The following is a 26,823-nucleotide window of genomic DNA, read 5'->3' as shown; positions in this document are numbered from 1 at the left end:
TCGCCATTGGGTTGTATGTTGCCGCCCGGATTCCCATTTACCCATCAGGCTGCGAACTACATGGAACAACGTTTACCCATCTCGCCCGACGTGGGGGATGCCCCGGCGGCGCACGATAACAACAGCGTCGACGAAAAAACCATCTGGAAGGTCATCACCGCCTCATCGGTCGGAACCGTTATCGAGTGGTACGATTTCTACATTTTCGGCTCACTGGCGGCCATCATCGGGCCGGTGCTGTTTGGCTCGAAGGGCAAGCCTGAGGAAACCCTGTTGGGGGCGCTGGCCGTGTTTGGGGTGGGCTTCATTGTGCGGCCGTTCGGGGCGGTGGTGTTTGGCCGCATCGGCGACATGATTGGGCGCAAATACACCTTCCTGGTGACGCTGCTGATGATGGGCGGGGCCACCGTGGCCACCGGCCTGGTGCCCAGCTACGACAAAATCGGCTGGGTGGCGCCGGCCATCGTGCTGGTGCTGCGCCTGTTTCAGGGCCTGGCGCTGGGTGGTGAGTACGGCGGCGCCGCCACCTACGTGGCCGAGTACGCGCCCGACAAGCGCCGCGGCTACTTCACCAGCTACATCCAGATTACGGCCACGGCCGGCCTCATCCTGAGCATTCTGGTCATCGTGCTCACCAAAAAAGCCATGCCCGACGCCGACTTCAAGACCTGGGGCTGGCGCATCCCGTTCCTGCTCTCGGGCGTGCTCATTGTGGCCTCGTACTACATCCGGAAGCAGCTGCACGAGTCGCCGCTGTTTGCCAAAGCCAAGGCTGAGGGCAAAACCAGCACCAGTCCGCTGCGCGACTCGTTTCTGAACCCCGTGAACCGTCGGCTGGTGCTCATTGCGCTGTTTGGGGCCACTATGGGGCAGGGCGTGGTGTTCTACACCAGCCAGTTCTACGCCTATTCCTTCATGCAGAACGCGCTGAAGCTGGACCTCATCGATGCCAGCATCGTGCTGGTGGCCAGTATGGTATTGGCCACGCCGCTGTTCATTTATTTCGGCTCGCTTTCCGACCGCATCGGGCGCAAGCGCATCATCATGGCCGGCATGCTGTGCGCGGCCCTGTTCACGGTGCCGCTTTTCTATGGGCTGAAAGCCTACGCCGGCCCCCTCACCGAAGTAACCCCCGCCACCGTCGACGCCGCTGGCAAAGCCGTAGAAGCCGTGTCGAAAGCCTTGGCGCCCAATCTGTTCATGATGACGGTGCTCACCTTCTGCTTGGTGTTGTTCGTGACCATGGTGTACGGTCCCATCGCCGCTTATCTGGTCGAGCTGTTTCCCACCAAAGTGCGCTACACTTCGCTCTCGGTACCCTACCACATTGGCAACGGCATCTTCGGCGGCTTCGTGCCGCTGGTGGCCACTTGGATAGCCGTGTGGGCCAAAGCCCAGCCCGCGGGCACATTCTTCAAGGAACACGCGGCTCTGTCGGGCCTGATTTATCCGGTTCTGATTGCCGCCCTGTGCTGGATAATTGGCTCGGCCCTGATGAAGGATTCGCGCAACGTGCGCATCATGGAGTAGGCTGAGCGGCTGGGAATTAAAAACCCGCCGGGCACTGCGCCCGGCGGGTTTTTTACTAAATTGACGCCGTGCTCCCCACTCTCATCAAATTCCCACCCGCCATGAAACGAGCTTGTTCTTACGCCGCGGCCCACGCCGCCAGCCTCGCCGACCCGGCGGGCTTCTGGGCCAACCAGGCCGCTCACCTGCACTGGAACAAAGCCCCTCGGGAAGTGCTCAGCCAGGACGAAAACGGGCATTTTCGCTGGTTCGCGGATGGGGAGATGAACACTGCCTTTCTCTGCCTCGACTACCACGTGCAGCACGGCCGCGCCGACCAGCCGGCTCTGATTTACGACTCGCCCGTCACCCACACCCTGCGCACCTACACCTATGCCGAACTGCTGGACCTGACCGCCCGCTTTGCCGGCGGCCTGCGCGAACTGGGCGTGCAGCTCGGCGACCGGGTCATCATTTACATGCCCAACATGCCCGAGGCCGTGGTGGCCATGCTGGCCTGCGCCCGCATCGGGGCCATTCATTCGGTGGTGTTTGGGGGCTTCGCGCCGCACGAGCTGGCCGTGCGGATTGACGATGCCCGGCCCAAGGTCATTGTTTGTGCCTCGGGCGGGATGGAGTTCGACCGCATCATCCCCTACAAGCCATTGGTGGACGAAGCCCGGGCCAGCGCCACGCACCAGCCGGCCCACGTGGTGGTGTGCCAGCGGCCGTTTGTGAAGGCCGAGCTGCAGCCGGAGGTGGATGTTGATTTTGATACTTTGCTGCGTGCCGAACCCGTGCCGGCCGTGCCGGTGCCCGCCACGCACCCGCTCTACATTCTGTATACCAGCGGCACCACCGGCCGGCCCAAGGGCGTGGTGCGTGACCACGGCGGCCACGCCGTGGCCCTGCGCTTCAGCATGGAAGCTATCTACGACCTCGCCCCCGGCGAAGTCATCTTCACCGGTTCCGACATCGGCTGGGCCGTGGGCCATTCTTACATCGTGTATGGGCCGCTGCTGCGCGGCGCTACCACGGTCTTATTTGAAGGAAAACCCGTGCGCACGCCCGATGCGGGCACGTTTTGGCGCCTCGTCAGCCAGCACCGGGCCAGCGTAATGTTCACGGCGCCCACTGCCATTCGCGCCATCAAGAAGGAAGACCCCGATGGCGCGCTGGCCCGCCAGTACGACCTCAGCAGCCTGCGCCACCTGTTTCTGGCCGGCGAGCGCTGCGACCCCGCTACTTACGAGTGGGCCCGGCAGGTGCTGGGCGTGCCGGTCATCGACCACTGGTGGCAAACCGAGAGCGGCTGGCCCATGCTGGCCACCCTGGCCGGGCTGGAAGGCATGCCGCCGCCCCGCGCCGGCAGCGCCGGCCACCCCGTGCCCGGCTACGACGTACACATTCTCGATGAAGCCGGCCAGCCCCAGCCCGCCGGCATCACCGGCCTGGTGGCCGTGAAGCTGCCGCTGCCGCCCGGCTGCTTTCCCACGCTCTGGAACGACACCGAGCGCTACCAAGCCTACCTCGAACCTTTTCCCGGCTACTACTTCAGCGGCGACGGCGGCTACCGCGACACGGAAGGCTACACCTACATCATGGGCCGCGTCGACGACGTCATCAACGTGGCCGGCCATCGCCTGAGCACCGGTGAGATTGAAGAAATTCTGGCCGCCCATCCGGCCGTGGCCGAGTGCGCCGTGCTGGGCATTGCCGACGCCCTGAAAGGGCAAATTCCCGTGGGGCTGGTGGTGCTGAAGGACGGCCACATGATAGGAGAGGAGACGCTGGAGCAGGAGCTGGTGGCGGCGGTGCGCGCCCGCATTGGCGCGGTGGCCTGCTTCCGGCAGGCGGTGGCGGTGAAGCGCCTGCCCAAAACCCGCTCCGGTAAAATTCTGCGCAAAACCCTGCGCCAGCTGGCCGACGGCGAAGCGTTTGCCCTGCCCGCCACCATCGACGACCCGCTCATTCTGGACGAAATCCGGGCTGGCCTGATGCGGCGCGGCATCGGTTTGGCCTTCGAAAGCACGACGGCTGCTTAGAAAAGGGGACTTACCCATTATTCTTGCGCATTCCTTAGGGGGCTTCCGCCTTATCCCTTCCCAACGCCCAACACCTAGTCTTTGTCCATGTCCGCCACGCGCACCCGCACCCTCGAAGAATACCACGCCGATTACCAGCACTCCGTTCAGGACCCCGACGCTTTTTGGGCAGCAGCGGCCGAGCCCTTCACCTGGCGCAAAAAGTGGGACACCGTGCGCGGCGGCGAGTTTTCGCCGGCCGGCACCAGCACTTGGTTTGACGGGGCGCGCCTCAACATCACCGAAAACTGCCTGGACCGCCACTTGGCCACCCGCGCCAACAAGCTGGCCATCATTTTCGAGCCCAACGACCCCAAAACCCGCCACCTGCGCCTCACCTACCGCGAGCTGCACGAGCAAGTGTGCCAGTTTGCCAACGTGCTGCTGAAAAACGGCGTGCAGAAAGGCGACCGGGTAGTGCTCTACCTGCCCATGATTCCGCAGCTGGCCGTGGCCGTGCTGGCCTGCGCCCGCATCGGGGCGGTGCATTCGGTGGTGTTTGCGGGCTTCTCGGCCACGGCCATTGCCGACCGCATCAACGACGCCGACGCGGCCTTCGTCCTCACCGCCGACGGCCTGAACCGCGGCGCCAAGCAAATTCCGGTGAAAGGCGTGGTGGACGAAGCCCTGCAAAGCTGCCCCGGCGTGCGCCGCGTCATCGTGGTGGAGCACACCGGCTGGCCCGTGCAGTGGCAGGACGGCCGCGACGTGTGGTACCACGACGAGGTGAAGGACGTGGCCAAAGACTGCCCGCCCGTCGAAATGGTGGCCGAAGACCCGCTGTTCATCCTCTACACCAGCGGCAGCACCGGCAAGCCCAAGGGCGTGGTGCACACCCAGGCCGGCTACATGGTGTGGGCCGACTACACGTTCCGCAACGTGTTTCAGGTGGAAGAAAACGACGTGTTCTGGTGCACGGCCGACATTGGCTGGGTCACGGGCCACACCTACGGGCTGTATGGGCCGTTGCTGGCCGGTGGCACCACGCTGCTGTTTGAGGGCGTGCCCACGTTTCCGTCGCCGGGCCGCTTCTGGGAGGTGATTGACAAGCACCACGTCACCATTTTCTACACCGCGCCCACGGCCATTCGTTCGCTCATGAGCGCGCCAATCGACCACGTGTTGGCGTATTCACTGCACAGCCTGCGCATTCTGGGCTCGGTGGGCGAGCCCATCAACGAGGAAGCCTGGCACTGGTACCACCAGCACGTGGGCAAGGGCCGCTGCCCCATCGTGGACACGTGGTGGCAAACCGAAACCGGCGGCATCATGATTTCGGCCATGGCCGGCATTACGCCCTCGGTGCCGGCCCGCGCCGGCCTGCCGCTGCCGGGCGTGCAGCCCGTGCTACTCAACCAGGACGGCACCGAAATTGAAGGCAACGACCAGGAGGGCTACCTCGCCCTCAAAGGCAGCTGGCCGGGCGTCATTCGCACCACCTGGGGCGACCACGAGCGCGCCCGCCAAACGTACTTCCAGCCCTATCCCGGCTACTATTTCACCGGCGACGGCGCCCGGCGCGACGAAAACGGCCTCTACCGCATCATCGGCCGCGTCGACGACGTCATCAACGTGAGCGGCCACCGCTTCGGCACGGCCGAAATCGAAAATGCCATCAACGAGAGCGAGTTTGTGGTGGAAAGTGCCGTGGTGGGCTACCCGCACGACGTGAAAGGCCAGGGCATCTACGCCTACGTCATTTGCCAGAACGGCGTGCCCACCACCGACATCGACATCCAGCGCACCGAGGCCAGCATCATCGAAGCCGTGGTGGCCCAGATTGGCCGCATCGCCAAGCCCGACAAGATTCAGCTCGTGTCGGGCCTGCCCAAAACCCGTTCCGGCAAAATCATGCGCCGCATCCTGCGCAAAGTGGCCGAGGGCGAAACCAGCAACCTCGGCGACGTGACCACGCTGCTCGACCCGCTGGTGGTGGACGAGATTCTGGCCGGGAAAAAGTAAGCCTGAAAATTCCTGGTCATAAAAAAAAGCCGCTGCAGAATCTCTGCAGCGGCTTTTTTCATGGCCGACACAAACCCTACCCAAAAACCTTCACTTTTTCGCCTTTCCGCTTGGTGCGCAAGTGCTGCCGGATAATCTGCTGAATGTCCTTGTTGTCGGTGTAGGGCTGAATCACGTCGCGGAAATCGGCCAACTTGCGGGCTGAAAACGTTTCGTCGACGAATGCGAAACCGCGGTAGCGCCCGTTTTCCACCAGCACGATGCTCTTTTCCAGCTCCGTGCGGCCCGGCCCAATCACCACAAAGCTTTCGTGCTCGTAGCTGATGCTGTCGATGGCCTCGTCCACGCGCTGGTTGTAGCTCTCGGGCGGCTCCTGGCCCACGCAGGCGCCCTGGCAGCGGTGCACTTGGTAGTCGAAGCAGGGGCCAGTGGTTTTGTAGAGGCCGCACAGCTTCTGGCACAGGTTGTACTTGGCCACTTTGTGGTACAAAAAACCCTGCGCCTTATACTGGTTGCCCAGCGCGATGATGGGAATCTCGGCGTTGCGGGCATCGGCACGGCCGTAAGCCAAGCGCTTGTAGCCCTGCTCATCCACGCGCAGGTAGATGCCCGCCGGAAACACCGAGCGTCGCTGGGCCCGGTTGTAGGCCGGCTTCATCTGCTTAATCAGGTGCGACTCGTACAGCAGCGCCACCAGTTCCGAACCAGTCAACTCCCAGGTAATGTCGGCAATGGAATTCTTAAACTCCAAGCTCTTGCGCGACTTCACATCGATGGCAAAGTGCTGCTGAATGCGCTTGTAAATGTTGATGCTCTTGCCCACGTAAATGACCTCGCCGGCCTCGTTGTGGAAATAGTACACGCCCGTGGCCTGGGGCAGACTGGCCACCAGCTCCGGCGACACCAGCGGCGGCAGCAGCGCCGTGCGAATGGCCTCCTGCATCGCCGCTACGCGCTTGGGCTTGGGGGCTTTGGTGCCGTCGGGCCGGCGGCCGGCGGGGGCCAGGGCATCCACCCGGGCCAAGGTGTGGCTGGTGTTGGTGCCGTGGGGCAGGTCCTCGCTTTCGTTGGTAATCTTCAGCAGCTTGCCGAAGAGCAGGGCCGTGGCGTGGGCATCGCCGGCGGCGCGGTGCCGGTCCTGCAGCGGAATGCCGATGTTTTGGCACAGCTTGCCCAGGCTGTAGCTGGGCTGGCCCGGAATGAGGCTGCGCGAGAGGCGCACGGTGCACAGCGTTTTGCGCGAGTAGTTGTAGCCCAGGTCGGCGAATTCCTTCTTCAAAAACGAGTAGTCGAACCGCACGTTGTGGGCCACAAAGACGCAGCCTTCGGTCATTTCCACCACTTTCTTGGCCACCTCGTGGAACTTGGGGGCGTCGCTCACCATGTCGTTGGTGATGCCGGTGAGCTGCGTGATGAACGGCGGAATGGCCCGGCCGGGGTTGAGCAAAGTGGCGTACTCATCCACGATTTTTTCGCCGTCGTGGATGTAGATGGCGATTTCGGTGATGCGGTCCTGGGTGGGCTGCCCGCCGGTGGTTTCAAGGTCGATGATGGCGTACAAATCGCGGCGCAGTAGGTGGTCGGTAGGAAAGCTAACAAACTTAGCCCGGCAGAAGGTTGCATGAAAAAAGGCAGCCTTACTAGGCTGCCTTTTTTCAGTTGTCAGTTATCAGTGAGCAGTGACCAGTTCGCGTTAGGATAAATAAACGTCCTGTTGACTGCTCTCTACTAACTGTTTACTAAATTATTTGACTTGGCCTTTCAACTGGGTGATTTTGTTTTTGGCGGCCAGAATCTGGCCGTGCTGCTGCTCCACTACGGAGCGCACGTCGCTCGGCAGGTTCGATTTCAGCGCCGCTTCGTAGGCCGTGAGGGCGGTGGCGTCGCCGGTTTCGCACTCGCCCAGAATGGCCGAGTCGCTCTGCCCGGTAATGGCCGACTTGAGGTTAATCCAGCCGCGGTGCACGGCAGCGGCGGCTTCGGTCACGGCGGCTTCTACGCCCCCCACGGCATCGCCGGCCACGCCCAGGCGGTTGGCTTGCTGCTGCAGCTGCGACTCAAACTGCGCGCGTTGCTGCGAGAGCTGGCTGAGCTCGGCTTTGATTTGGGGGTTGCTGGCACCTTCGGCGGCCTCTTGGTAGCCTTTGGCGCCGGTGTGCGCAATGGCGAGCAATTCGCTGAATGCTTGGTTGGAATTATTGGCAGTATCCATCGGAAAGAAATGGGGTTGGTGAATGGAAAGGATGGTAAACTATACTACCAACTCTTGGCCGGGGTTGTCCCCGGCCTCACATCCGCTTAATCATGTGCCAGGCTTTGCCCCAAAACCCGGGCTTGTCGTCCGACTTGTCTTTCTTGGTTTCCTCGCCGTCGGTCACGTCGCCGAGCAGGAAACCCCAGGGCTCGGTGGTCTTGTTGGCATCAAACACCACTTTGAGCACGGCCGTGAGCGGAATGCTCAAAATCATGCCCGGCGTGCCCCACAGCTCGCCCCCCAAAATGAGGGCAATGATGGCCGCCATGGGGTTGATGCTCACTTTTGAGCCCGTAATCATGGGCGTGATGAAATTGCCTTCCAAAAACTGCACAAACACGAACACGCCCACCACGGCCGCCGCTTTGCCCGGCGAGCCCGTTTCGACCAGCGTAATCAGCGCCGGAATGGTGGCGCCCACCATGATGCCGATGTAGGGAATGACGGCCAGCACCGACGCGAAAATGGCGAAGAAGATGGCAAACTTCACGTTGAGCAGCAGCAACCCGATGGCGTTCAGCACGGCCACAATCACAATCACCGTGAGCAAGCCCGAGATGTAGGCCTGCACCACCGTCTGGATGCTGTCCATGGTGTGCAGCACGCCGGTGCGCTTGTCGGGCGCCACAAACCGGAACATGAACTGCCGCATGTGGTCGCGGTAGTACAGAAAGCAGAAAATGTAAATTGGAATGAGCGTGAGCACGCTGAGCACGCCGGCCGTGGTGCTGAGCGTGCTGCCCAGAAAGCCGCCCGCCGATTTCTTGGCCGAGCTCAGCGAGGAGTCGATGAGTTCGTCCTTGCTCATCACGCGCATTCCAAACTTGTCGTGCAGCCATTGCTGCCCCTGGTCAAACATGACCACCAGCTTCTGCTGAATGAGCGGCAGCTCGGCCTTCAAATCCAGAATCTGCGAGCCGAACAGGATGATGAGGCCCACGATGCCGCCCACCAGCAGCAGAATGGCCACCAGAATGGCCAGCACCCGCGGCCAGCGCCGCGCCTCCAGTCGCGTCACCAGCGGCAGGAGCAGCGTGGCCAGCAGCGCCGAAAAAAACAGCGGGAGCAAAATGCCGTCGAGCTTGTGCAGCACGTACACCAGCAGCGACAGCCCAATGAGCAAAAAAGTGTAGTGAACCACCGGCGCCAGCTTGGCCTCGGCGGGCGCGGCCGAATGTTGGGTGGGATGGGGGCGGGGCGTGCCGCGGCTGATTAGAGGAGGGAACATGGAAAATGGCTGACGGGGCTGGTAATGGAACAAGCTGAGCGCTTGAGCAAGAAAAAATGCCTGAGCCCGGGCCGGGCCGGGGTAGTGGCGAACTAATTAAATTAGCGGGTGGTTGCTAAGCGGGCTGGCAATAATTCTTGCCCTCCCGCTTATTTCTGCGTTATTTTACCCGAAAACCGGCGAACAGTTGCCCCAATGAACGACGAACTACTTACCGCAGCCCCGGAAGCGCCCGCCAAAGCGCCCGACCACGGCTACAACGAAGACAGCATCCGCTCGCTGGACTGGCGCGAGCACATCCGCCTGCGCCCGGGCATGTACATCGGCAAGCTCGGCGACGGTTCAGCTTACGACGACGGCATCTACGTATTGGTGAAGGAAGTCGTTGACAACTGCATCGACGAGCACGTGATGGGCCACGGCCGCACCATCGACATCAAGATTTCGGACAGCCGCGTGCAAGTGCGCGACTACGGCCGTGGCATCCCGCTGGGCAAGGTGGTCGACGTGGTGAGCAAAATCAACACCGGCGGCAAGTACGACTCCAAGGTGTTTCAGAAGTCGGTGGGTCTCAACGGCGTGGGCACCAAGGCCGTGAACGCCCTGAGCGGCTACTTCCTGGTGCAGAGCGTGCGCGAAGGCACCATGAAGGCGGCCGAGTTTGCCCAGGGCAAGCTCGTGAGCGACCCCAAACCCCAGAAAACCAGCCAGCGCAACGGCACCCTGGTGGTGTTTCAGCCCGACGACACGATTTTCAAGAACTACCGCTTCATTCCGGAGTACCTCGAAAATCAAATCTGGAACTACGTCTACCTCAACGCGGGCCTGACCATCAACTTCAACGGCCAGAAGTACTACTCCGAAAACGGCCTGCTCGACCTGTTGGCCCGCAAGGCCGACGTGGAAAGCCTGCGCTATCCCATCATCCACCTGAAAGGGCCGGACATTGAGATGGCCATGACCCACGGCAACGACTACGGCGAAGAGTATTATTCCTTCGTGAACGGCCAGTACACCACGCAGGGCGGCACCCACCTGGCCGCTTTCCGCGAAGCCGTGGTGAAGGCCGTGCGCGAATTTTACAAAAAAGACTACGACGCTTCCGACATCCGGGCTAGCATCATTGCCGCCATTTCGGTGCGCGTGCAGGAGCCCGTATTTGAATCTCAGACCAAGACCAAGCTCGGCTCGGTGAACATGGGTGAGGACGGCCCCACGGTGCGCGGCTTCATCGTCGATTTCGTCAAGGACAACCTCGACAACTACCTGCACAAGAACCCCGCCGTGGCCGAGGCCCTGCGCAAGCGCATTGAGCAGAGCGAGCGGGAGCGCAAGGACATGGCCGGCGTGAAAAAGCTGGCCAACCAGCGCGCCAAAAAAGCCAACCTGCACAACCGCAAGCTGCGCGACTGCCGCTTCCACCTGGGCGAAAATGCCAAGGACGGCGCCGAAAAGGAACTGCTCACTACGCTATTCATCACCGAGGGCGACTCTGCATCGGGCTCCATCACCAAGAGCCGCAACGTGGAACTGGAGGCCGTGTTCAGCTTGCGCGGCAAGCCGCTGAACTGCTTTGGGCTCAAGAAAAAAATTGTGTACGAGAACGAGGAGCTGAACCTGCTGCAGCACGCCCTCAACATCGAGGAGGGCATTGAGCACCTGCGCTACAATCGCGTGGTGGTGGCCACCGATGCCGACGTCGACGGCATGCACATTCGCCTGCTGCTGCTTACGTTCTTCCTGCAGTTCTTCCCCGACCTGGTGCGCAACGGCCACGTGTTCATCCTCGAAACGCCGTTGTTCCGGGTGCGCAACAAGAAGGAAACCATCTACTGCTACAACGAGCAGGAAAAGCAGGCCGCGATGCGCAAGCTGGGCCGCAACCCCGAAATCACCCGCTTCAAAGGTTTGGGGGAGATTTCGCCCGAGGAGTTTGGCAAGTTCATCGGCGAAAACATCAAGCTGGAGCCGGTAATTCTGCAGTCGGACCGCAGCATCCAACAGGTGCTCACTTACTACATGGGCAAAAACACGCCCGCCCGCCAGGAATTCATCATCGAAAACCTGCGCCTCGAAAAAGACCTCATCACCAGCGACGTGTTGCCCGCGGCCGAGGTGCCAGCCGAAGCATAGCAGACCTGTGCAACCCGTGGCAGGTCCGCACGGTCAAGCCCCTGGCAGCAGCCAGGGGCTTTTCGGTTTTTTAACGGTACGACTCCTTGGCTAAAAAATTTTCTTAAAAAGCCACGCAATGGTGCGATTATTGAGCCGTTACTCACTCAAAGCAAGTAGCTTTGAAAAATTTTTATTCCTTCCATAAATGACCACATTTACCAAACAGGTTGTTCTACTTCTACCACTACTAGGGGCTGTGGGCGCGGTGCGCGCCGAGGCTCCCACGGCCGCGCTTCCCTTCGTGGCCAACAAAGGCCAGTGGGAAACCCGGGTGAAATACGCCGTCGACATTCCCGGCGGCCGTCTCTACCTCGAAAACAACGCCTTCACCTATCACCTGTACCCCGGCCTCTCGCACGCCGATGCGCCCTTGGCCGAGCGCAAGCCGGTGGCCAGCCACGCCTTTCGCGTGACGATGGTGGGCGCGGCGGCCGCCCCGGCCATGGTTGGCGAAAGCAAGCAAACCGCTTACCGCAACTATTTCCTGGGCAACGACCCCGCCCACTGGGCTGCGGCCGTGCCGCTGTTTGCCGACGTGCGCTACCGGGCCGTGTACCCGGGCGTGGACCTGCGCTGGCACCAGCAGGGCACTGGCCAGCTCGAATACGATTTTGAATTGGCGCCCGGCGCCCGGCCGGCCGCCATCCGGCTGCGCTACGACGGTCTCGACGGCCTGAGCGTCACGCCCGAAGGCCACCTGCAGCTGCGCACCAGCGTGGGCGAGGTGCGCGAGCAGGCCCCCGTGGCCTGGCAACTCTCGGCCAGCGGCCAGCGGCGGGCCGTGCCCTGCCGCTTTGTGCTGAGCGGCCGCGAGGTCACGTTTGCCCTGGGCAAAGAGTACAACCCGGCCCAGCGCCTGGTCATCGACCCCGTGCTGGTGTTTTCGACCTACTCCGGCTCGCCGGGCGGCGAGTCGGCCAATACGACCGTGGCCGATGCGCAGGGCAATATGTACACCGGCGGCTACGTACTCGGCAGCGGCTACCCCGTCACGCTGGGCGCCATTAAGTCAACGTTTGCATATGGAAACATCGGCATTTCGAAGCTTTCGGCCGCCGGCAACAGCCTGATTTATGCCACGTACCTAGGCGGCGGGGGCACGAGCACTTTCGTCAACGTCGACGACTACCCGCTCGATTTCGACATCAACGCCGCTGGCGAGCTGCTGGTGCTGGGCTCTACCATCTCCACCGATTACCCCACCACCAACGGCGCCTACGACCGCACCCTCAACAACGGCAACGGCGGGCGCGACCTCGTGGTGACGCGGATTAATTCTACGGGTACCGGCATTCTGGCTTCTACGTTTCTGGGCGGCACCAGCGACGAGGCGGCTTCCACGTCGCTGATTCCCGGCAGCATCACCACCGACCCGGCTTCCGGCGATGTGCTGGTGGCCAGCACCAGCTTTTCCATCGACTACCCGCGTGTCAACGCCTTTCAAAATACCTCCGGCGGCGGCGCCGACGGCGTGCTCACGCGTTTGTCGCCCACGCTGACGTCTCTGCGGTGGTCTACCTACCTGGGCGGCAGCAGTGCCGAGCGCGCCCACGACGTGAAAGTGGCGCCCAACGGCGACGTGTACGTGTGCGGCGCCACCCAAAGCACTAACTTCCCGGTGGGCGCTGGCGGCCTGCTGGCCACGGCCCCAGGCAGCAGCTCCAGCTTCAACAGCAACGACGGCTTTGTGCTGCGGTACAGTAGCACCGGCAGCCGCCTCAACGGGACTTTTCTGGGCACTACCAGCAACGACGTGGCCCGTTTTCTTGACTTCGATGCCAGCGGCAACGTGCTGGTGGGCGGCGCCAGCGAAGGCACTTACCTGCGCACCGGCGGCGCTTACGGCGCGTACGTGTCCGGCACCACCGGCATCTTCGTGCACGGCCTGACCCCGGCCCTGAGCAGCACGCTTTTCTCCACGCAAATCTCCGTGGTCGGCTTCCAAGCCCTGGGCGGCTGCAACGTACTCACTGGCTTCGGCCGCGATAACTGCGGGCGCCTCTACTTCAGTGCCTATGCCGGCGCACTGGCCAACCCCGGTTGCCCGCGCACGCCCGATGCGTACTCGCAGCAAGCCCGCAGCCTGTACCTGTGCGTGCTGGGCGAAAACGCCACTTCGCTGCTCTACGGCACCTACATTGGGGAATTGAACTCCAGCCAAGGGCCTTCTTTTGCCACTCACTTGCACTACGCGGCCTCCAACTACCTCACCCGCGCCGGCGTGATGTACCACATTACCTGCAACACTGGAAAAGCCTTTGGCACTACGCCCGGTGCTTTCTCGGCGGGTCTCACCTCTTCCAACGACGGCGCCGCCTTCAAGTTCGACCTGGCGCCCACGGCCACCTCGGCCCTGCAGCTGGTGGTGCAGCCGCCGGCCGCCGGCTGCGCGCCGTACGCGCTGCAATTCGTCAACATCACCAACGGCTCCAATACCTACAGCTGGGACTTTGGCGATGGCTCTCCGCTGGACACAGCCAAAGCGCCCCGCCACACCTATGCCACGCCGGGCACCTACACGGCCCGTTTGGTGGCCACGCGCCGCAACGCCGCATCCTCGTGCGGGCCGGCCACGGCCAGCCTCAGCCTGCAGGTGATGGTGATGGCGCCCGCGCCCATTCGCGCCGCGCTCGATACGCTGGGCTGCAGCAAGCAGCTGGTGCTCGACCCGGCCCGCTTGTCGCCGCCGGTGGTTGGCGGCGCCTTCACCTGGAACAATGGCGCCCAAACCCCGACCCTGACCGTGACCTCGGCTGGCAAGTATAGTGTGCAGGTGCAGCAGGCGGGGCAAGCTTGCCCCATCACCATTGAATACACCATCGGCAACGCTGTGCCGCGGCCGGTACGCACCGTTATCGATTCCCTCGACTGCGGCCAGCAACTGGTGCTCGACCCGGCCCGTCTCACACCCTTTGTTTCCGGCCGTGCTTATAACTGGAGTACCGGTGCCAAAAGCCCCAGCATCTCGGTGACCTCGCCCGGCCGCTACCGGGTCGAAATCGACCAGGGCCTGCTCTGCCCGGCCGTGGTTGAATTCAACGTGAAACTGAGCAAAACCTTCCAAATTCCTAACATCCTTACGGCCAACGGCGACAACCTGAATGCCAATTTCAAAGTGCCGGCCTCGTACGGCACGCCCGAACTCAAGGTGTTCAACCGTTGGGGCCGCTTGGTGTACGAAACCAAGGCTTACCGCAATGAGTGGACTGGCAGCGACCTGCCGGCCGGCGTCTACCATTATCTGATTCGGCAGCCCGGTTGCAACATCGAATCCAAGGGCTGGGTTGAAATCGTTCGCTAACTCAAATTTTATACCGCAGCTGGTCACTGAAGTAAAAAAATGCGGCGCAAATTAGGTATATAACCAAAAGTTTGCGTACGTTTGGACCGTCGACTAGGGGTAGACTAGTCGGCAAATTCCACGGAAAAGCCCGCACCTTTGGCGCGGGCTTTTTTCGTGCGTGGCCGATTCAGCACACGCTGGCACTTAAGGTCTGACAGCGAAGCTTTAGCTTGGCTATTTATTTTAGCTTGCTTCGGGTTGATAAATTTCGGTAATTTGGGCTAAATAACGCTTTTTCTGCTGGGTTGCTTCCAATGGTTTTTTATTGGAGCGGCTAAAATTATTGGGAACTTTCTGTCTGTTCCCTTGCTTGTAAATAGTTGCGCTCCGCGCTGATTCTGGTACTTTTGACGGCAGTTCGCCGACCTCATTCGCTTACCTCGTGGCACCTCTCGATACTCCTGATTCCGATTCGCTTGACCAACAATTTCTGCAGCCCGGCGATTCGGTCGATTTTGATTTGGCGGCCTTCTCGCCGGCCGCCGCGGCCGATGCTAAAGAGCCCGAATTGCCCGTCGACGGGGACGGTGTAGCCGCCAATGCCGAAGCCGCGGAAGCTTCCGGCGGCGCCGCCGACCTGTTTGGCCAACTTTCGCCCGAGGTAGAGGCCCCGCTCATCACCGAGCCCGAAACCGAGGAGGAGCCCAAGTTTGCCCCCGGCGAAACCATTCACGACGTGGCCACCGTGCGCGGCATGTACCAGAACTGGTTTCTGGACTACGCCTCCTATGTGATTCTGGAGCGCGCCGTGCCGGCCATCGAGGACGGCCTCAAGCCCGTGCAGCGCCGCATTCTGCACGCCATGAAGGAGATGGACGACGGCCGCTTCAACAAGGTGGCCAACGTCATCGGCCAGACCATGCAGTACCACCCGCACGGCGACGCCAGCATCGGCGACGCCATGGTGAACCTGGGCCAGAAAGACCTGCTCATCGAAACCCAGGGCAACTGGGGCGACGTGCGCACCGGCGACGGCGCCGCCGCGCCCCGCTACATCGAGGCGCGCCTGAGCAAGTTTGCGCTTGATGTGGTGTTCAACCCCGACACCACCGAGTGGCAGCTCAGCTACGACGGCCGCAAGCGCGAGCCCACCACGCTGCCCGTGAAATTCCCGCTGCTGCTGGCGCAGGGCGTGGAAGGCATCGCCGTGGGCCTGAGCACCAAGATTATGCCCCACAACTTCCGCGAGCTGTGCGAGGCCAGCATCGAGGTGCTGCGGGGCCATGATGTGCAGTTGTTTCCGGACTTTTCGACCGGCGGCCTCTGCGACGTGAGCAACTACAACTCGGGCCTGCGCGGCAGCAAAATCCGCCTGCGCGCCACCATCGAGAAGGTCGACAAGACCATGCTCGTCATCCGCGACATTCCCTACGGCACCACCACCACGGCGCTGATGGAAAGCATCGTGAAGGCGTCGGAGGCCAATAAAATCAAGATTAAAAAGGTGGTCGACAACACGGCCGCCGACGTGGAAATCCAGGTGCAGCTGCCGGCCGGCGTCAGCCCCGACCTGACCATGGACGCGCTGTATGCCTTCACAGACTGCGAAATCAGCATCTCGCCCAACACCTGCGTCATCATCGACGACAAGCCGCGCTTCGTGGGGGTGGAGGACGTGCTGCGCCAGAGCACCAAGGCCACGGTGCGGCTGCTGGAACGCGAGCTGGAAATCCGCCAGGATGAGCTGTGGGAAAAGTGGCACAACGCCTCGCTGGAAAAGATTTTCATCGAAAACCGCATCTACCGCAAGATTGAGGAGTGCGAAACCTGGGAGGAAATCCTCGAAACGATTGACAAGGGCCTGAAGAAATTTGTGCGCGTGGAAGGGGAGAAGGCCCGGGCCGACGACACCCGCATCCTGTTGCGCCGCGCCATTACCGAGGACGACCTGACGCGCCTGACCGAAATCCGCATCAAGCGCATTTCGAAGTTCGACGGCTTCAAGGCCGACGAATACATTCAGAAGCTGGAGGCCGAAATGGCCGAGGTGGCCGACCATTTGGCCAACCTCACCCGCTACGCCATCAACTACTTCAAAGGCCTGCTGAAGAAGTACGGCGCCGGCCGCGAGCGCAAAACCCAGCTCCGCACCTTCGACGTGGTGACGGCTCAAAAGGTGGCCGTGGCCAACCAGAAGCTGTACGTGAACTACGCCGACGGCTTCGTGGGCTACGGCCTGAAAAAGGACGAAAACGCCGTCACCATCTGCGACTGCTCGGACCTGGACGACATCATCGCCATTCGGCGCGACGGCACGTTCACGGTGAGCAAAATCGCGGAAAAGACCTTCGTGGGCAAGGACATCTTGCACGTGGGTGTGTACAACAAGAACGACGACCGGCTGGTGTACAACATGGTGTACCTCGACGGTGCCTCGGGCATCTCATTCGCCAAGCGCTTCCTGGTGTCGGGCATCACCCGCGACAAGGTGTACGACCTCACCAAAGGCACCAAGGGCACCAAGACGCTCTACCTCACGGCCAATCCTAACTCCGAGTCGGAAATCGTGAGCATTCAGCTCAGCGACAAGGCGCCGGCGCGGGTGAAGCAGTTTGATTTCGACTTCGCCGACCTCGCCATCAAGGGCAAGGGCTCGATGGGCAACATCGTGACCAAGCAGCCCATCAAGAAAATCACCCAGAAAGCCTTGGGCGACTCCACGCTCGGCGGCCGCGAAATGTTCTTCGACAGCGTGGTGGGCCGCCTCAACACGGCCGGCCACGGCCGCTACCTGGGCACCTTCGACACCGACAACACGGTGCTGGTGGTGTTCAGAGACGGCAGCTACGAATTGACGCCGCCCGACCCGGCCATTCACTACGATGTGCCCAATATTGTGCTGCTACGCAAATTTGAGCCCGAGGTGGCGCTTTCGGCAGTGTACATGGACGGCGAAACCAAGGTGCACTACGTCAAGCGGTTCAAAGTGGAAACCAGTACGCTCAGCAAGCGTTTTACATTCATTTCCGAAACCAAAGGCTCGAAGCTGTTGGCCGTGACGGCCAACCCCGAGCCGCTGGTGGAAGTGACGCTGCAACGGGACAAAAAGGCCGACAAGGAAAAGGAAAAAATTGCCCTGCACGAATTCATCGACGTGAAGGGCTGGAAGGCCATGGGCAACAAGCTCAACTACTTCAAGGTGCACGCCGTGGCCCTGCTCACCGACGAAGGCCCCGAGCCCCAGCGCCGCGAAGTGGCCAAAAAGCGCGCCGCCGCACCCAAAACCAGCGACTCTGCCGCGGCCACCGAAACGCCCCGTGCCGAGCCAACCGGCCCGGTCGACGTTACCGATGCCGAAGTGGCCCAGGCCCGTGAGCTATTGAAACGGCCCAAAGCGCAGCTGGGGCTGTTTTAAGCCGGCTCTCGGCTTCGTGCCAATTGCCAAACCCGAAGACCGGGTCCGGAATTTCCGGGCCCGGTCTTCGGGTTTACTAGAAAGCGTTGCGCGGCATGTTGCCTTAAGGTAATCTGCGTCGAACGCAGGCGTGTGCCAACCCTGGGTGCACCTTGCCGTTCTTTGCGCAAATTCGCGTATTCCGTTTTTGGCTTGTCTGGTGAAGTGGTTTAAACAACATTGGTGGCTGCCCGCTCTGCTCCTGGGCGTGCTGATGTCGGGCCCGGCCCGGGCGCAGCCGGCCAAGCGCCGGGCGCCGGCTGCCCGCGTGGCGGCACCCGCGCCCGCGCCCGACCCGCCCGCCGTTCGGGCCAAGCTGTTCCAAGCCGCTAGCCTCATCAGCCAGTTCAAAGAGTCGGAAGCCCTGGCCGTGTACCAAGAAATCCTGAGCACCGTGCCCACGCACTATCTCGCACTGTGGCAGTCGGCCGTGCTCAGCGTGCGCATCGGCAACCGCTACTCCGACGAAACCCGCAAATCGGCCTATTTTAACGCTGCCCGTCAGTACGCCGACCGCGCCATGCTGCTGCGCCCCGAAGGGGGCGAAAGCAATTACGCCGAAGCACTGGCCCTGTTCAACCAAGCCACGCTGTACAGCGCCGGGGCGCGGTTGGCGGCGTTTCGCGACCTGCGCTCGCACGTGTACCTGGCCACCGAGCGCCGCCCCGACCTCCCCGAGGCCTGGCAGCTGTTGGGCCGCTGGCAATACCGCGTGGCGCACTACAACCTGTTGGAGCGCCTCTACAGCAAGCTGGTGCTGGGCGGCGTGCCCGAGGGCGGCGACAGCCGCGAGGCCATCGAGCATCTGGAAAAAGCGCATGCAATGGCTCCCCAAAACCTGCAGTTTTGCTACGACCTGGCCCGGATGTGCCGCTACCAGGGGCGCCGGCGCCGGGCCATTGAGGTGCTGCAGGAGGCGGAGAAAATTCCTCCCATCACCAGCGACGACCTCGTAATCAGTCGCCTTTGCCGCAAAATGCTGCCGCCGCTGGAGCGCGCCGATGCCCGCCGTTCGGCAAAGCCGAGCCCTGCGTCAGCGCCCGAGCCTGCGCTTGATAAAGTGCCGCCGCCGGCAGATTCAGTTGGTAAAAAGGAGTCGGGCCCGAAAAGGACGGCGGCTGGCCGCTAGGCCCAACTTGCCGTTTGTATTTTTGTGGGGAGCGGCTTTGCTCTTTCTATTAAATGGCCACCGTGCTTCCTCCTATGCCGTGCTTCCGGTTCTTGCCGCGGAATTTGCTGCCGGTGCTTGCGTTAGCCACGGCCTGCCAAACCGGCCCCGCCGAAAGGCCCGATACCTTGGTTAATCTGGCCACGGTGCAAAGCGGGCCGCGCGTGCAAGCCGATGAGCTGAACGGGGCCATTGCCCGCGCGCCCCGCAATGTGGCCCTCCTGGCCAAGCGGGCTACCTTGCGCCTGGCGGCGGGGCAGCCGCGGGCCGCGTTGACGGACATCGCCGCTGCCCTGGAAATTGACGACGCCGACGGCAACCTGTATTTTCTGCAAGCCCGGGCGTTCCGAGCCATCGGGCAATTGCAAGAGGCCCTCGCCGCTGCCCGCCAGGCCGCCGAGCACGGCTTTGGCGGCCCCGAGCTGCCGTTGCTGGTGGGCGAAACCCACCTCGCGGCCCGCAACTACGCCGCCGCCCTCGACAACCTGGACCGCACCCTGCGCCTCGACCCGGACCAGCCCGCCGCGCTATTCTACAAAGGCCTGGCTTACGCCGCCACGGCCGACACCTCCACCGCCGTGCAGTACCTGCAGGATGCCTTGGCGCGCGACCCCCACGAAACCGAAATCCTGCACCAGCTGGCTTTTTTGCTCAACGCGTGGCGCATTCCGGCCGATGCCGCCCGCTACGCCGCCCTGGGCATGCGCCTCGACACCACCTCGGGCCTGCTACGCTACGACTACGGCCGCCAGCTGGAGCTGCAGGGCCGCCCCGACAGCGCCCTGTGGTACTACCGCCGCGCCCTGGCCCTCGACACCACCGTATACCGCGCCGACTACCGCCTGGGCCTCGCCGCGGCCAAAGCCCGCCAGCCCAAAGCCGTCATCCAGCACCTCGTTCGGGCCTTGCGCCGCAACCCGCGCCTGCCCGAAGCCCGCGCCCTGCTGGCCGAAGCGTTCGAATCGCAACATCGCCTGCCCGAAGCCCTGGCCCAATACCGCCAGCTGGTGGCCGAAAACCCCGGCAACGCCCACTGGACGTTTAAAGTCTGGAAAACGAATGAGCAGGTGCAGGCGTCCCTGCCCGATAGCCTGCGCACGGGGCCGCGCTACTACTACCGCCGTCCGGCCGCGCCACGCGTCCGGCCCGCGCCGGTGGAAGCACTGGCGCCCCGTAGCGCGGGGCTATAGCCCGGCACCGGGACGGCAAATGAGAGCCCTGGCACCTGACTGGTGCGGCACGATGCTTTTAGGCGGGTAAGTGCCCTGGCACCCACCGGACAAGGCTTTTGGCTGCTGGGGCTTCGTTTCTCCGGCGGCTGGCCGTAACTTGCGCCGGCTTTGCGCTCACCGCGGGCCACCGATTATGCTCAACATCATCCTCCCCGACGGCTCGCAGCGCGAGCTCGCCGACGGCGCCAGCGGCTACGACCTGGCCGCCAGTATTTCCGAAGGCCTTGCCCGCAACGCCTTGGCCGTAACGGTCAACGGCGAAGTGCGCGACCTGCACCGCCCCCTGCCCAACAACGCGCAGGTCAGCATCCTCACCTGGAACGACCCCAACGGCAAAGCCACCTACTGGCACTCCTCGGCCCACCTCATGGCCGAAGCTCTCGAAGCGCTGTACCCCGGCGTGAAGCTGGCCATCGGCCCGGCCATCGAAAACGGTTTCTACTACGACGTCGACCTGGGCGAGGGCCGCAGCATCAGCAGCGAAGACTTTCCCGAAATTGAGAAGAAGATGCTGGAGCTGGCCAAAAACAAAAGCCAGTACATCCGCAAAGAGGTCTCGAAGGCCGACGCCATCGCCTACTTCACCGAGAAGCAGGACCCTTACAAGCTGGAGCTGCTCGAAAATCTCGAAGACGGCAACATCACCTTCTACACGCAGGGCGGCTTCACCGACCTCTGCCGCGGCCCGCACATCCCCGACACCGGCACCATCAAGGCCGCGAAGCTGATGAACGTGGCCGGCGCTTACTGGCGCGGCGACGAGAAGAACAAGCAGCTCACGCGCCTCTACGGCATCACCTTCCCCAAGGCCAAGGACCTTGCCGAGTACCTCGAACGCCTCGAAGAAGCCAAACGCCGCGACCACCGCAAGCTGGGCAAAGAGCTGAAGCTGTTTGCTTTTTCGGAGAAAGTAGGAGCGGGGCTGCCCCTGTGGCTGCCCAAGGGCACCGCCCTGCGCGAGCGCCTCGAGCAGTTCCTGCGCCGCGCCCAGGTGAAAGCCGGCTACTCGCCCGTCGTCACGCCCCACATCGGTGCCAAGGAGCTGTACGTGACCAGCGGCCACTACGAGAAGTACGGCGCCGACTCGTTCCAGCCCATCAAAACGCCCAACCCCGGCGAGGAATTCTTTCTCAAGCCGATGAACTGCCCGCACCACTGCGAAATCTATAAAACCGAGCCCCGCAGCTACCGCGACCTGCCCGTGCGCCTCGCCGAATTCGGCACCGTGTACCGCTACGAACAGTCGGGCGAGTTGCACGGCCTGACGCGCGTGCGCGGCTTCACGCAAGACGACGCCCACATCTTCTGCCGCCCCGACCAGGTGAAGGAGGAGTTTATGAAGGTGATTGACATCGTGCTCTACGTGCTCAAAGCCCTCGATTTCCCCGATTTCACCGCCCAGATTTCGCTGCGCGACCCTGACAACAAAACCAAATACATAGGCTCCGACGAGAACTGGGAGAAGGCCGAAAGCGCCATTCAGGAAGCGGCCCTCGAAAAAGGCCTCAATACCGTCACCGAGTACGGCGAAGCCGCTTTCTACGGCCCCAAGCTCGACTTCATGGTGCGCGACGCCATCGGCCGCCGCTGGCAGTTGGGCACCATTCAGGTCGACTACAACCTGCCCGAGCGCTTCGACCTCGAATACACCGCCGCCGACAACTCCAAGCAGCGCCCCGTGATGATTCACCGTGCCCCGTTCGGCTCGCTGGAACGCTTCGTGGCCGTGCTCATCGAGCATTGCGGCGGCAATTTTCCGCTCTGGCTCACACCTGAGCAGTTCATCGTGCTGCCCATTTCCGATAAGTTCATCGACTACGCCGAGCAGGTGAAAGCCCAGTTGGAGCAGCGCGACCTGCGCGGCACCGTCGACGCCCGCGACGAGCGCATCGGCCGCAAAATCCGCGACGCTGAGATGGGCAAAATTCCTTACTTGCTGGTGGTCGGCGAGAAAGAAGCCCAGGACAACATCATCAGCGTGCGCAAGCATGGCGAAGGCGACTTGGGCTCGATGCCGCTGGAAGCGTTTGTCAAAAGCGTGCAAAGCCAGATGGCCGAGGTGATGTAAGGCATTGCCTGACACAAAAAAAGAACGTCATGCTGAGCGGAGGCACAGCATGACGTTCTTTTTTTGTGTCTACCCACAAATAGATTGGTGGCGGTAGTTGCCTTTCCAATTAAAAATGCCGATATTTGCCCCCTGATTGCCAGGCCTTACCAGGCCGAAACAGCCAAGAATCTCATTCCCCGCCACTTTTTTAGCAGGAGGACCAAACCATAGCAGCCCCGAATCGTCGGTACGTGCCCCGCCAGCAGGTGGAAGAGCCGTTCAAAATCAACCAGAAAATCACGGCTCGCGAAGTGCGCCTTGTTGGCGACAACGTGGAGCAAGGCGTGTATTCCATCGACCAGGCCCGCAAGATGGCGCAGGACCAGAATCTCGACCTCGTTGAGATTTCGCCCACCGCCACGCCGCCCGTTTGCCGCGTCATCGACTACTCGAAATTCAAGTACGAGCAGAAGAAGAAGACCCGCGAGCTGAAGGCCAAGCAGACCAAGGTCGTCCTCAAGGAAATTCGTTTCGGCCCCAACACCGACGAGCACGACTTCGCCTTCAAGGTGAAGCACGCCCAGGAGTTTTTGCGCGAAGGCGCGAAAATCAAGAGCTACGTGCACTTTGTGGGCCGTAGCATCGTGTTCAAGGAGCGGGGCGAAATTCTGCTGCTCAAGTTTGCGCAGGCCCTCGAGGACCTGGCCAAAGTGGAGCAACTGCCCAAGCTCGAAGGCAAGCGCATGTTCCTCTACCTCGCGCCCAAAGCCGCGGCCGTGGCCAAACCCGCTGCCAAGCCGGCGCCTGCTACCGACGCCAAACCCGAGAAGAAAGCTCCCAAGCCTGCTGAGGCGGCCGAAGCAGCCCCGGCGTCTTCCGACGCTGAATAGATTTTACCCGGTTGCGGATGGCTTCCCGACCCCTGGTCGGTGAGCAATCAACAATCAACAACCAACCCTCCAACAACCACTACAATGCCGAAAGTAAAGACGAAATCCGGTGCCAAGAAGCGTTTTTCGCTCACCGGAACGGGCAAGGTGAAGCGGAAGCACGCCTTCAAATCGCACATTCTGACCAAGAAGACCACCAAGCAGAAGCGCGGCCTGACCCACGCCGGCCTCGTGAGCAGCGCCGACATGAGCCGCGTGCGCCAGATGCTGAATTTCTAGTCTCTAGTCTGTAATTAAAATTTCACCAGGCTTCCGGCTCTAAGACCTTAACCCCGTCGCCGGCTGCCAAAAACTCTCAAGGTTATGCCAAGAAGTGTCAACCACGTGGCCTCGCGCCACCGCCGTAAGAAAATCATGCGTTTGGCGAAGGGCTACTACGGCCGTCGCAAAAACGTGTGGACCGTAGCCAAGAACGCCGTTGAAAAAGGCCTCCTCTACGCTTACCGCGACCGGAAAGTAAAGAAGCGCGAGTTCCGCGCCCTCTGGATTCAGCGCATCAACGCCGGCGCTCGTGAGCACGGCCTGTCGTATTCGCAGTTGATGGGCGGCCTGAAAAAAGCCGGCATCGAGCTCAATCGCAAAGTGCTGGCCGACCTGGCCCTGAACCACCCCGAAGCCTTCAAAGGCATCGTGGAAAAAGTGAAGTAACCCCTTCCGGGCGTTATCCATCAAGAAAACGTTGAACCCCGGGTTCAGCGTTTTCTTGTTTTGGGCCCTTGCAACCCGGTTTCGGGCGGTGGCCGGCGCAAGCCAACAAGCCGCGCCCGCCGCCACGGCGGTTCGCCGGCCACAACCCGGCACAACACAAAAAAACCGCTTCGGCACACGGCCAAAACGGTTTTTGAAGTAGCGGGGACGAGAGTTGAACTCGTGACCTCAGGGTTATGAATCCTGTGCTCTAACCAACTGAGCTACCCCGCCGGGTTTTGTGGGTGCAAAGGTAACGCGATAATCGGCCCCAAAACAAGGTTTGGGGCTAAAAACACAGTATTTCTCCTGCGCTCCGCTGGTTTACGCCGGTTGTTATTCGGGCGCCCTCGTTTTTTCATTTATGGCTTCGCCTGATATTCAGTCCAAAACGCGCTTCGTGGTGGAATTTCCCATCAACGCTTCTCCCAAAATTCTTTACCCGTATTTGGCTACGGCGTCGGGCCTTTCGCAATGGTTTTGCGACGACGTGCGCTACGTGGAGGGGCAACGCCTCAATTTTATCTGGGATAATGACAACCACTTCGCCGAGATTACGGGCCAGCGCCTGAACCGCGCCGTGCGTTTTGTCTTCCTCGACGAGCACCGCCAGTCCGTGCCGGATGCCAATTTTTTGGAATTTACCTTGGACTCTTCGCAGGTAACGGATGAAGTGTATCTACGCGTAGTGGATTATTCGCTGGCTCAAGACGCCGACGAGCAGCACGAAATGTGGGAAGGCCTGGTGAGCAAGCTGCGCGAGCAGGTAGGAGGGTAGCCCCGGCTACGGGTGGTGGCTGCGGCGTTTTTCACCACCGGCTGGTACTTTTTCTCTTTCTCCGTCGTTTTGGGCTGAGCTGAAACCACTGCTCAGCGTTGCGTTCTATGCTCAAAAAGCTCGACAAACTCATTCTAAAGGCCTTTGCCGGGCCTTTCCTGCTCACGTTTGCGGTGGTGCAGTTCATTCTGCTCACGCACACGCTGCTCAAATACCTCGACGACATCATCGGCAAGGACCTGGGCACGGCCGTGCTGCTGCAACTGCTGTTTTATTTCAGCGTGCTGATTGTGCCCGTGTCGTTGCCCCTGGCGGTGCTGCTTTCGTCGCTGATGACGTACGGCAACTTGGGCGAGCACCACGAGCTGACGGCCATCAAGGCGTCGGGCATTGCGCTCACGCGCATTTTGCGGCCGGTGCTGCTGCTCACGCTGACGTTGGCCGTTGGAGCGTTCTGGTTCAACGAAACCATCGTGCCGCGCGCCAACTTGAAAGCCTACAGCTTGCTGTGGGACGTGCGCCAGCAGAAGTTGGCCCTGGACATTCGGGAAGGCGTGTTTTACAACGGCATTCCCGGCTACACCATCAAGGTGGACAAGAAAACGGGCGAAAACGGCGACCAGCTGCATGGCGTCATGATATATGACCACACGCAGAAGTCGGGCAACGCCACGGTGATGCTCGCCGACTCGGGCCGCATGTTCACGCGCTTCAACGGCGGGTATCTGGGGCTGGAGCTGTTTCACGGCCACAACTACGTGGAGCAGCCCGATGCGCAGGACCGTGCCGGGGCCAGCTTTGTGCGCCAGGCATTCGACCACAACATGGTCACGTTTTCGCTGGCTTCCTTCGGCATGAACCGCACCAAGGAGGACCTGTTTAAGCAAAACCGGATGATGCTCAACATCCCGCAGCTGCACTACGCCACCGATTCGGTGCAGAAAAGACTGCGCACCGAAGAGCAGCAGCTGCCCCGGCAAATGAACAGCTACTACGCCTACATTCGCTTCGACACCACCGGCCGGGCTGCCAGCCGCAAAGTGGAAGGCCTGCAAGTGCCCGCCGGCAAGCTGCCCGCGGTTTCGGCAGCCATCGTTCAGCAGGCCGTCAACCGGGCCCGCAACCTGCAGTCGTACGCCACCTCGACGGCAGAGCGGCTGGACGAGTTTGCCCGCAACTCGGCCCTGTTCCGCATCGAGGTGTACCGCAAGTACACGCAATCGGTGGCCGTGCTGCTGATGTTTATGATTGGTGCGCCGCTGGGCTCCATCATCAAGAAAGGCGGCCTGGGGGTGCCCATCCTCATTTCCATTCTGTTTTTCATCGTGTACTACGTGCTCAGCATCATGGGTGAGAAGTACGGCCGCGAGTTTGTGATGCCCGTGGGCATTGGCATGTGGCTCTCGAACCTGGTGCTGCTCCCGGCTGGTCTCTTCTTTCTCTATCAGGCCTACAACGACTCCGGCCTGCTGGAGCTGGACTTCTGGCGCCGCCTGCCGCAGCGCGTGGGCATCCCGGCGCTGCGCAAAATCACGGAGCCGGAAGAAGAGCTGGTGAGCTAATCTTCGTCAGCGGCACGGCCGCGGTTAAAAATCCCGGGTCGTGCTTTTATCCTGTTTTAAAATTGCGTACCTTTGCGGCACCCCAATGTGTGGGGTACTCAATCAACATTTTTTCACGTTCACAATCTAAGACGGGGTAACACCTATCAACCGATGATTCTGACTACCGAAGCAAAACAGGCCATCTTCGAAAAGAACAGCCTGCAGAAAGCCAAAACCGACACCGGTTCGGCTGAGTCGCAAATTGCGCTCTTCACCCACCGCATCAACCACCTGACGGAGCACCTCAAGGTGAACAAGAAGGACCACAGCACCCGCCTGGGCCTGCTGAAGCTGGTAGGTAAGCGCCGCCGCATGCTGGATTACCTGCAGCACCGCGAAATCAACCGCTACCGCGCCATCATCAAGGAGCTGGGCATCCGCAAGTAAGTCCAGAGTCTGAGAGTA

17 protein-coding genes, 1 tRNA gene and 1 pseudogene are annotated in these 26,823 nt (G+C 61.6%); 15 read left to right on the top strand and 4 right to left on the bottom strand.

Annotated elements, in window-relative coordinates; all coding sequences use genetic code 11:
- Positions 1–60 precede the first annotated feature (60 nt).
- The 3 genes from IC234_RS04310 (at position 61) to acs (ending at position 5,555) form a co-directional block, all read left to right on the top strand.
- The gene (locus tag IC234_RS04310; protein WP_190922578.1) at positions 61–1,530 is read left to right on the top strand and encodes an MFS transporter; all 1,470 of its coding nucleotides are present in this window, start codon (positions 61–63) and stop codon (positions 1,528–1,530) included.
- A gap of 101 nt (positions 1,531–1,631) precedes the next feature.
- Positions 1,632–3,554 carry an AMP-binding protein gene (locus tag IC234_RS04305; protein ID WP_190922577.1) on the top strand — a complete coding sequence of 641 codons (1,923 nt, stop codon included), beginning with the start codon at positions 1,632–1,634 and terminating at the stop codon, positions 3,552–3,554.
- Positions 3,555–3,641: 87 nt separating this feature from the next.
- The gene (gene acs, locus IC234_RS04300) at positions 3,642–5,555 is read left to right on the top strand and encodes an acetate--CoA ligase (RefSeq protein ID WP_190922576.1); all 1,914 of its coding nucleotides are present in this window, start codon (positions 3,642–3,644) and stop codon (positions 5,553–5,555) included.
- Between the two features lie 76 nt (positions 5,556–5,631).
- Here acs and IC234_RS04295 read toward each other — a convergent pair whose 3' ends face one another.
- From IC234_RS04295 to IC234_RS04285, 3 genes are all read right to left on the bottom strand, one after another.
- On the bottom strand, positions 5,632–7,116 hold the full coding sequence (locus IC234_RS04295; protein WP_190922575.1) for an exonuclease domain-containing protein: 1,485 nt from the start codon (positions 7,114–7,116) through the stop codon (positions 5,632–5,634).
- 183 nt (positions 7,117–7,299) lie between these two features.
- Positions 7,300–7,767: a PA2169 family four-helix-bundle protein gene (locus IC234_RS04290; protein ID WP_190922574.1), complete on the bottom strand. Its 468-nt coding sequence runs from the start codon at positions 7,765–7,767 to the stop codon at positions 7,300–7,302.
- A gap of 76 nt (positions 7,768–7,843) precedes the next feature.
- Positions 7,844–9,037: an AI-2E family transporter gene (locus IC234_RS04285; RefSeq protein WP_190922573.1), complete on the bottom strand. Its 1,194-nt coding sequence runs from the start codon at positions 9,035–9,037 to the stop codon at positions 7,844–7,846.
- 195 nt (positions 9,038–9,232) lie between these two features.
- On the opposite strand from IC234_RS04285, the gene IC234_RS04280 reads away from it, so the two are divergent.
- From IC234_RS04280 to rplT, 9 genes and pseudogenes are all read left to right on the top strand, one after another.
- Positions 9,233–11,170 carry a DNA topoisomerase IV subunit B gene (locus IC234_RS04280; RefSeq protein WP_190922572.1) on the top strand — a complete coding sequence of 646 codons (1,938 nt, stop codon included), beginning with the start codon at positions 9,233–9,235 and terminating at the stop codon, positions 11,168–11,170.
- A gap of 187 nt (positions 11,171–11,357) precedes the next feature.
- A complete protein-coding gene (locus IC234_RS04275) occupies positions 11,358–14,513 on the top strand; it encodes a DUF7948 domain-containing protein (RefSeq protein ID WP_190922571.1) in 3,156 nt (1,051 codons plus the stop codon).
- 658 nt (positions 14,514–15,171) lie between these two features.
- Positions 15,172–17,910, top strand: coding sequence for a DNA gyrase/topoisomerase IV subunit A (locus IC234_RS04270; RefSeq protein WP_394354867.1), 2,739 nt, complete (start codon positions 15,172–15,174; stop codon positions 17,908–17,910).
- 199 nt (positions 17,911–18,109) lie between these two features.
- The gene (locus IC234_RS22145; RefSeq protein WP_190922570.1) at positions 18,110–19,078 is read left to right on the top strand and encodes a tetratricopeptide repeat protein; all 969 of its coding nucleotides are present in this window, start codon (positions 18,110–18,112) and stop codon (positions 19,076–19,078) included.
- A gap of 113 nt (positions 19,079–19,191) precedes the next feature.
- Positions 19,192–20,307 carry a tetratricopeptide repeat protein gene (locus IC234_RS04260; RefSeq protein ID WP_190922569.1) on the top strand — a complete coding sequence of 372 codons (1,116 nt, stop codon included), beginning with the start codon at positions 19,192–19,194 and terminating at the stop codon, positions 20,305–20,307.
- Between the two features lie 175 nt (positions 20,308–20,482).
- Complete coding sequence (gene thrS / locus IC234_RS04255; protein WP_190922568.1) at positions 20,483–22,417, top strand: threonine--tRNA ligase; 1,935 nt, start codon at positions 20,483–20,485, stop codon at positions 22,415–22,417.
- Between the two features lie 209 nt (positions 22,418–22,626).
- Positions 22,627–23,181 (top strand): annotated as a pseudogene (gene infC / locus IC234_RS04250) (translation initiation factor IF-3); the annotation flags it as partial.
- Between the two features lie 192 nt (positions 23,182–23,373).
- Positions 23,374–23,568 (top strand): 50S ribosomal protein L35, encoded by a 195-nt coding sequence (rpmI, locus tag IC234_RS04245; protein ID WP_190922567.1) that lies wholly within the window; start codon positions 23,374–23,376, stop codon positions 23,566–23,568.
- An 84-nt stretch (positions 23,569–23,652) separates the two neighbouring features.
- Positions 23,653–23,997, top strand: a complete 345-nt coding sequence (gene rplT / locus IC234_RS04240; RefSeq protein WP_068195169.1) for a 50S ribosomal protein L20 — start codon at positions 23,653–23,655, stop codon at positions 23,995–23,997.
- Between the two features lie 199 nt (positions 23,998–24,196).
- Here rplT and IC234_RS04235 read toward each other — a convergent pair.
- A tRNA-Met gene (locus IC234_RS04235) sits at positions 24,197–24,270 on the bottom strand.
- 130 nt (positions 24,271–24,400) lie between these two features.
- On the opposite strand from IC234_RS04235, the gene IC234_RS04230 reads away from it, so the two are divergent.
- The 3 genes from IC234_RS04230 to rpsO all read left to right on the top strand — a co-directional run bounded on the left by IC234_RS04230 (position 24,401) and on the right by rpsO (position 26,805).
- Positions 24,401–24,814, top strand: coding sequence for an START-like domain-containing protein (locus tag IC234_RS04230; protein ID WP_223827451.1), 414 nt, complete (start codon positions 24,401–24,403; stop codon positions 24,812–24,814).
- A 107-nt stretch (positions 24,815–24,921) separates the two neighbouring features.
- Positions 24,922–26,376 (top strand): LptF/LptG family permease, encoded by a 1,455-nt coding sequence (locus IC234_RS04225; RefSeq protein ID WP_190922566.1) that lies wholly within the window; start codon positions 24,922–24,924, stop codon positions 26,374–26,376.
- Positions 26,377–26,529: 153 nt separating this feature from the next.
- Positions 26,530–26,805 (top strand): 30S ribosomal protein S15, encoded by a 276-nt coding sequence (gene rpsO, locus IC234_RS04220; protein WP_190922565.1) that lies wholly within the window; start codon positions 26,530–26,532, stop codon positions 26,803–26,805.
- The last annotated feature ends 18 nt before the right edge of the window (positions 26,806–26,823 follow it).

It is taken from the genome of Hymenobacter armeniacus, assembly GCF_014699055.1.
Classification (GTDB): Bacteria; Bacteroidota; Bacteroidia; order Cytophagales; family Hymenobacteraceae; genus Hymenobacter; species Hymenobacter armeniacus.
This window is presented reverse-complemented; position numbering and strand designations above follow the sequence as displayed.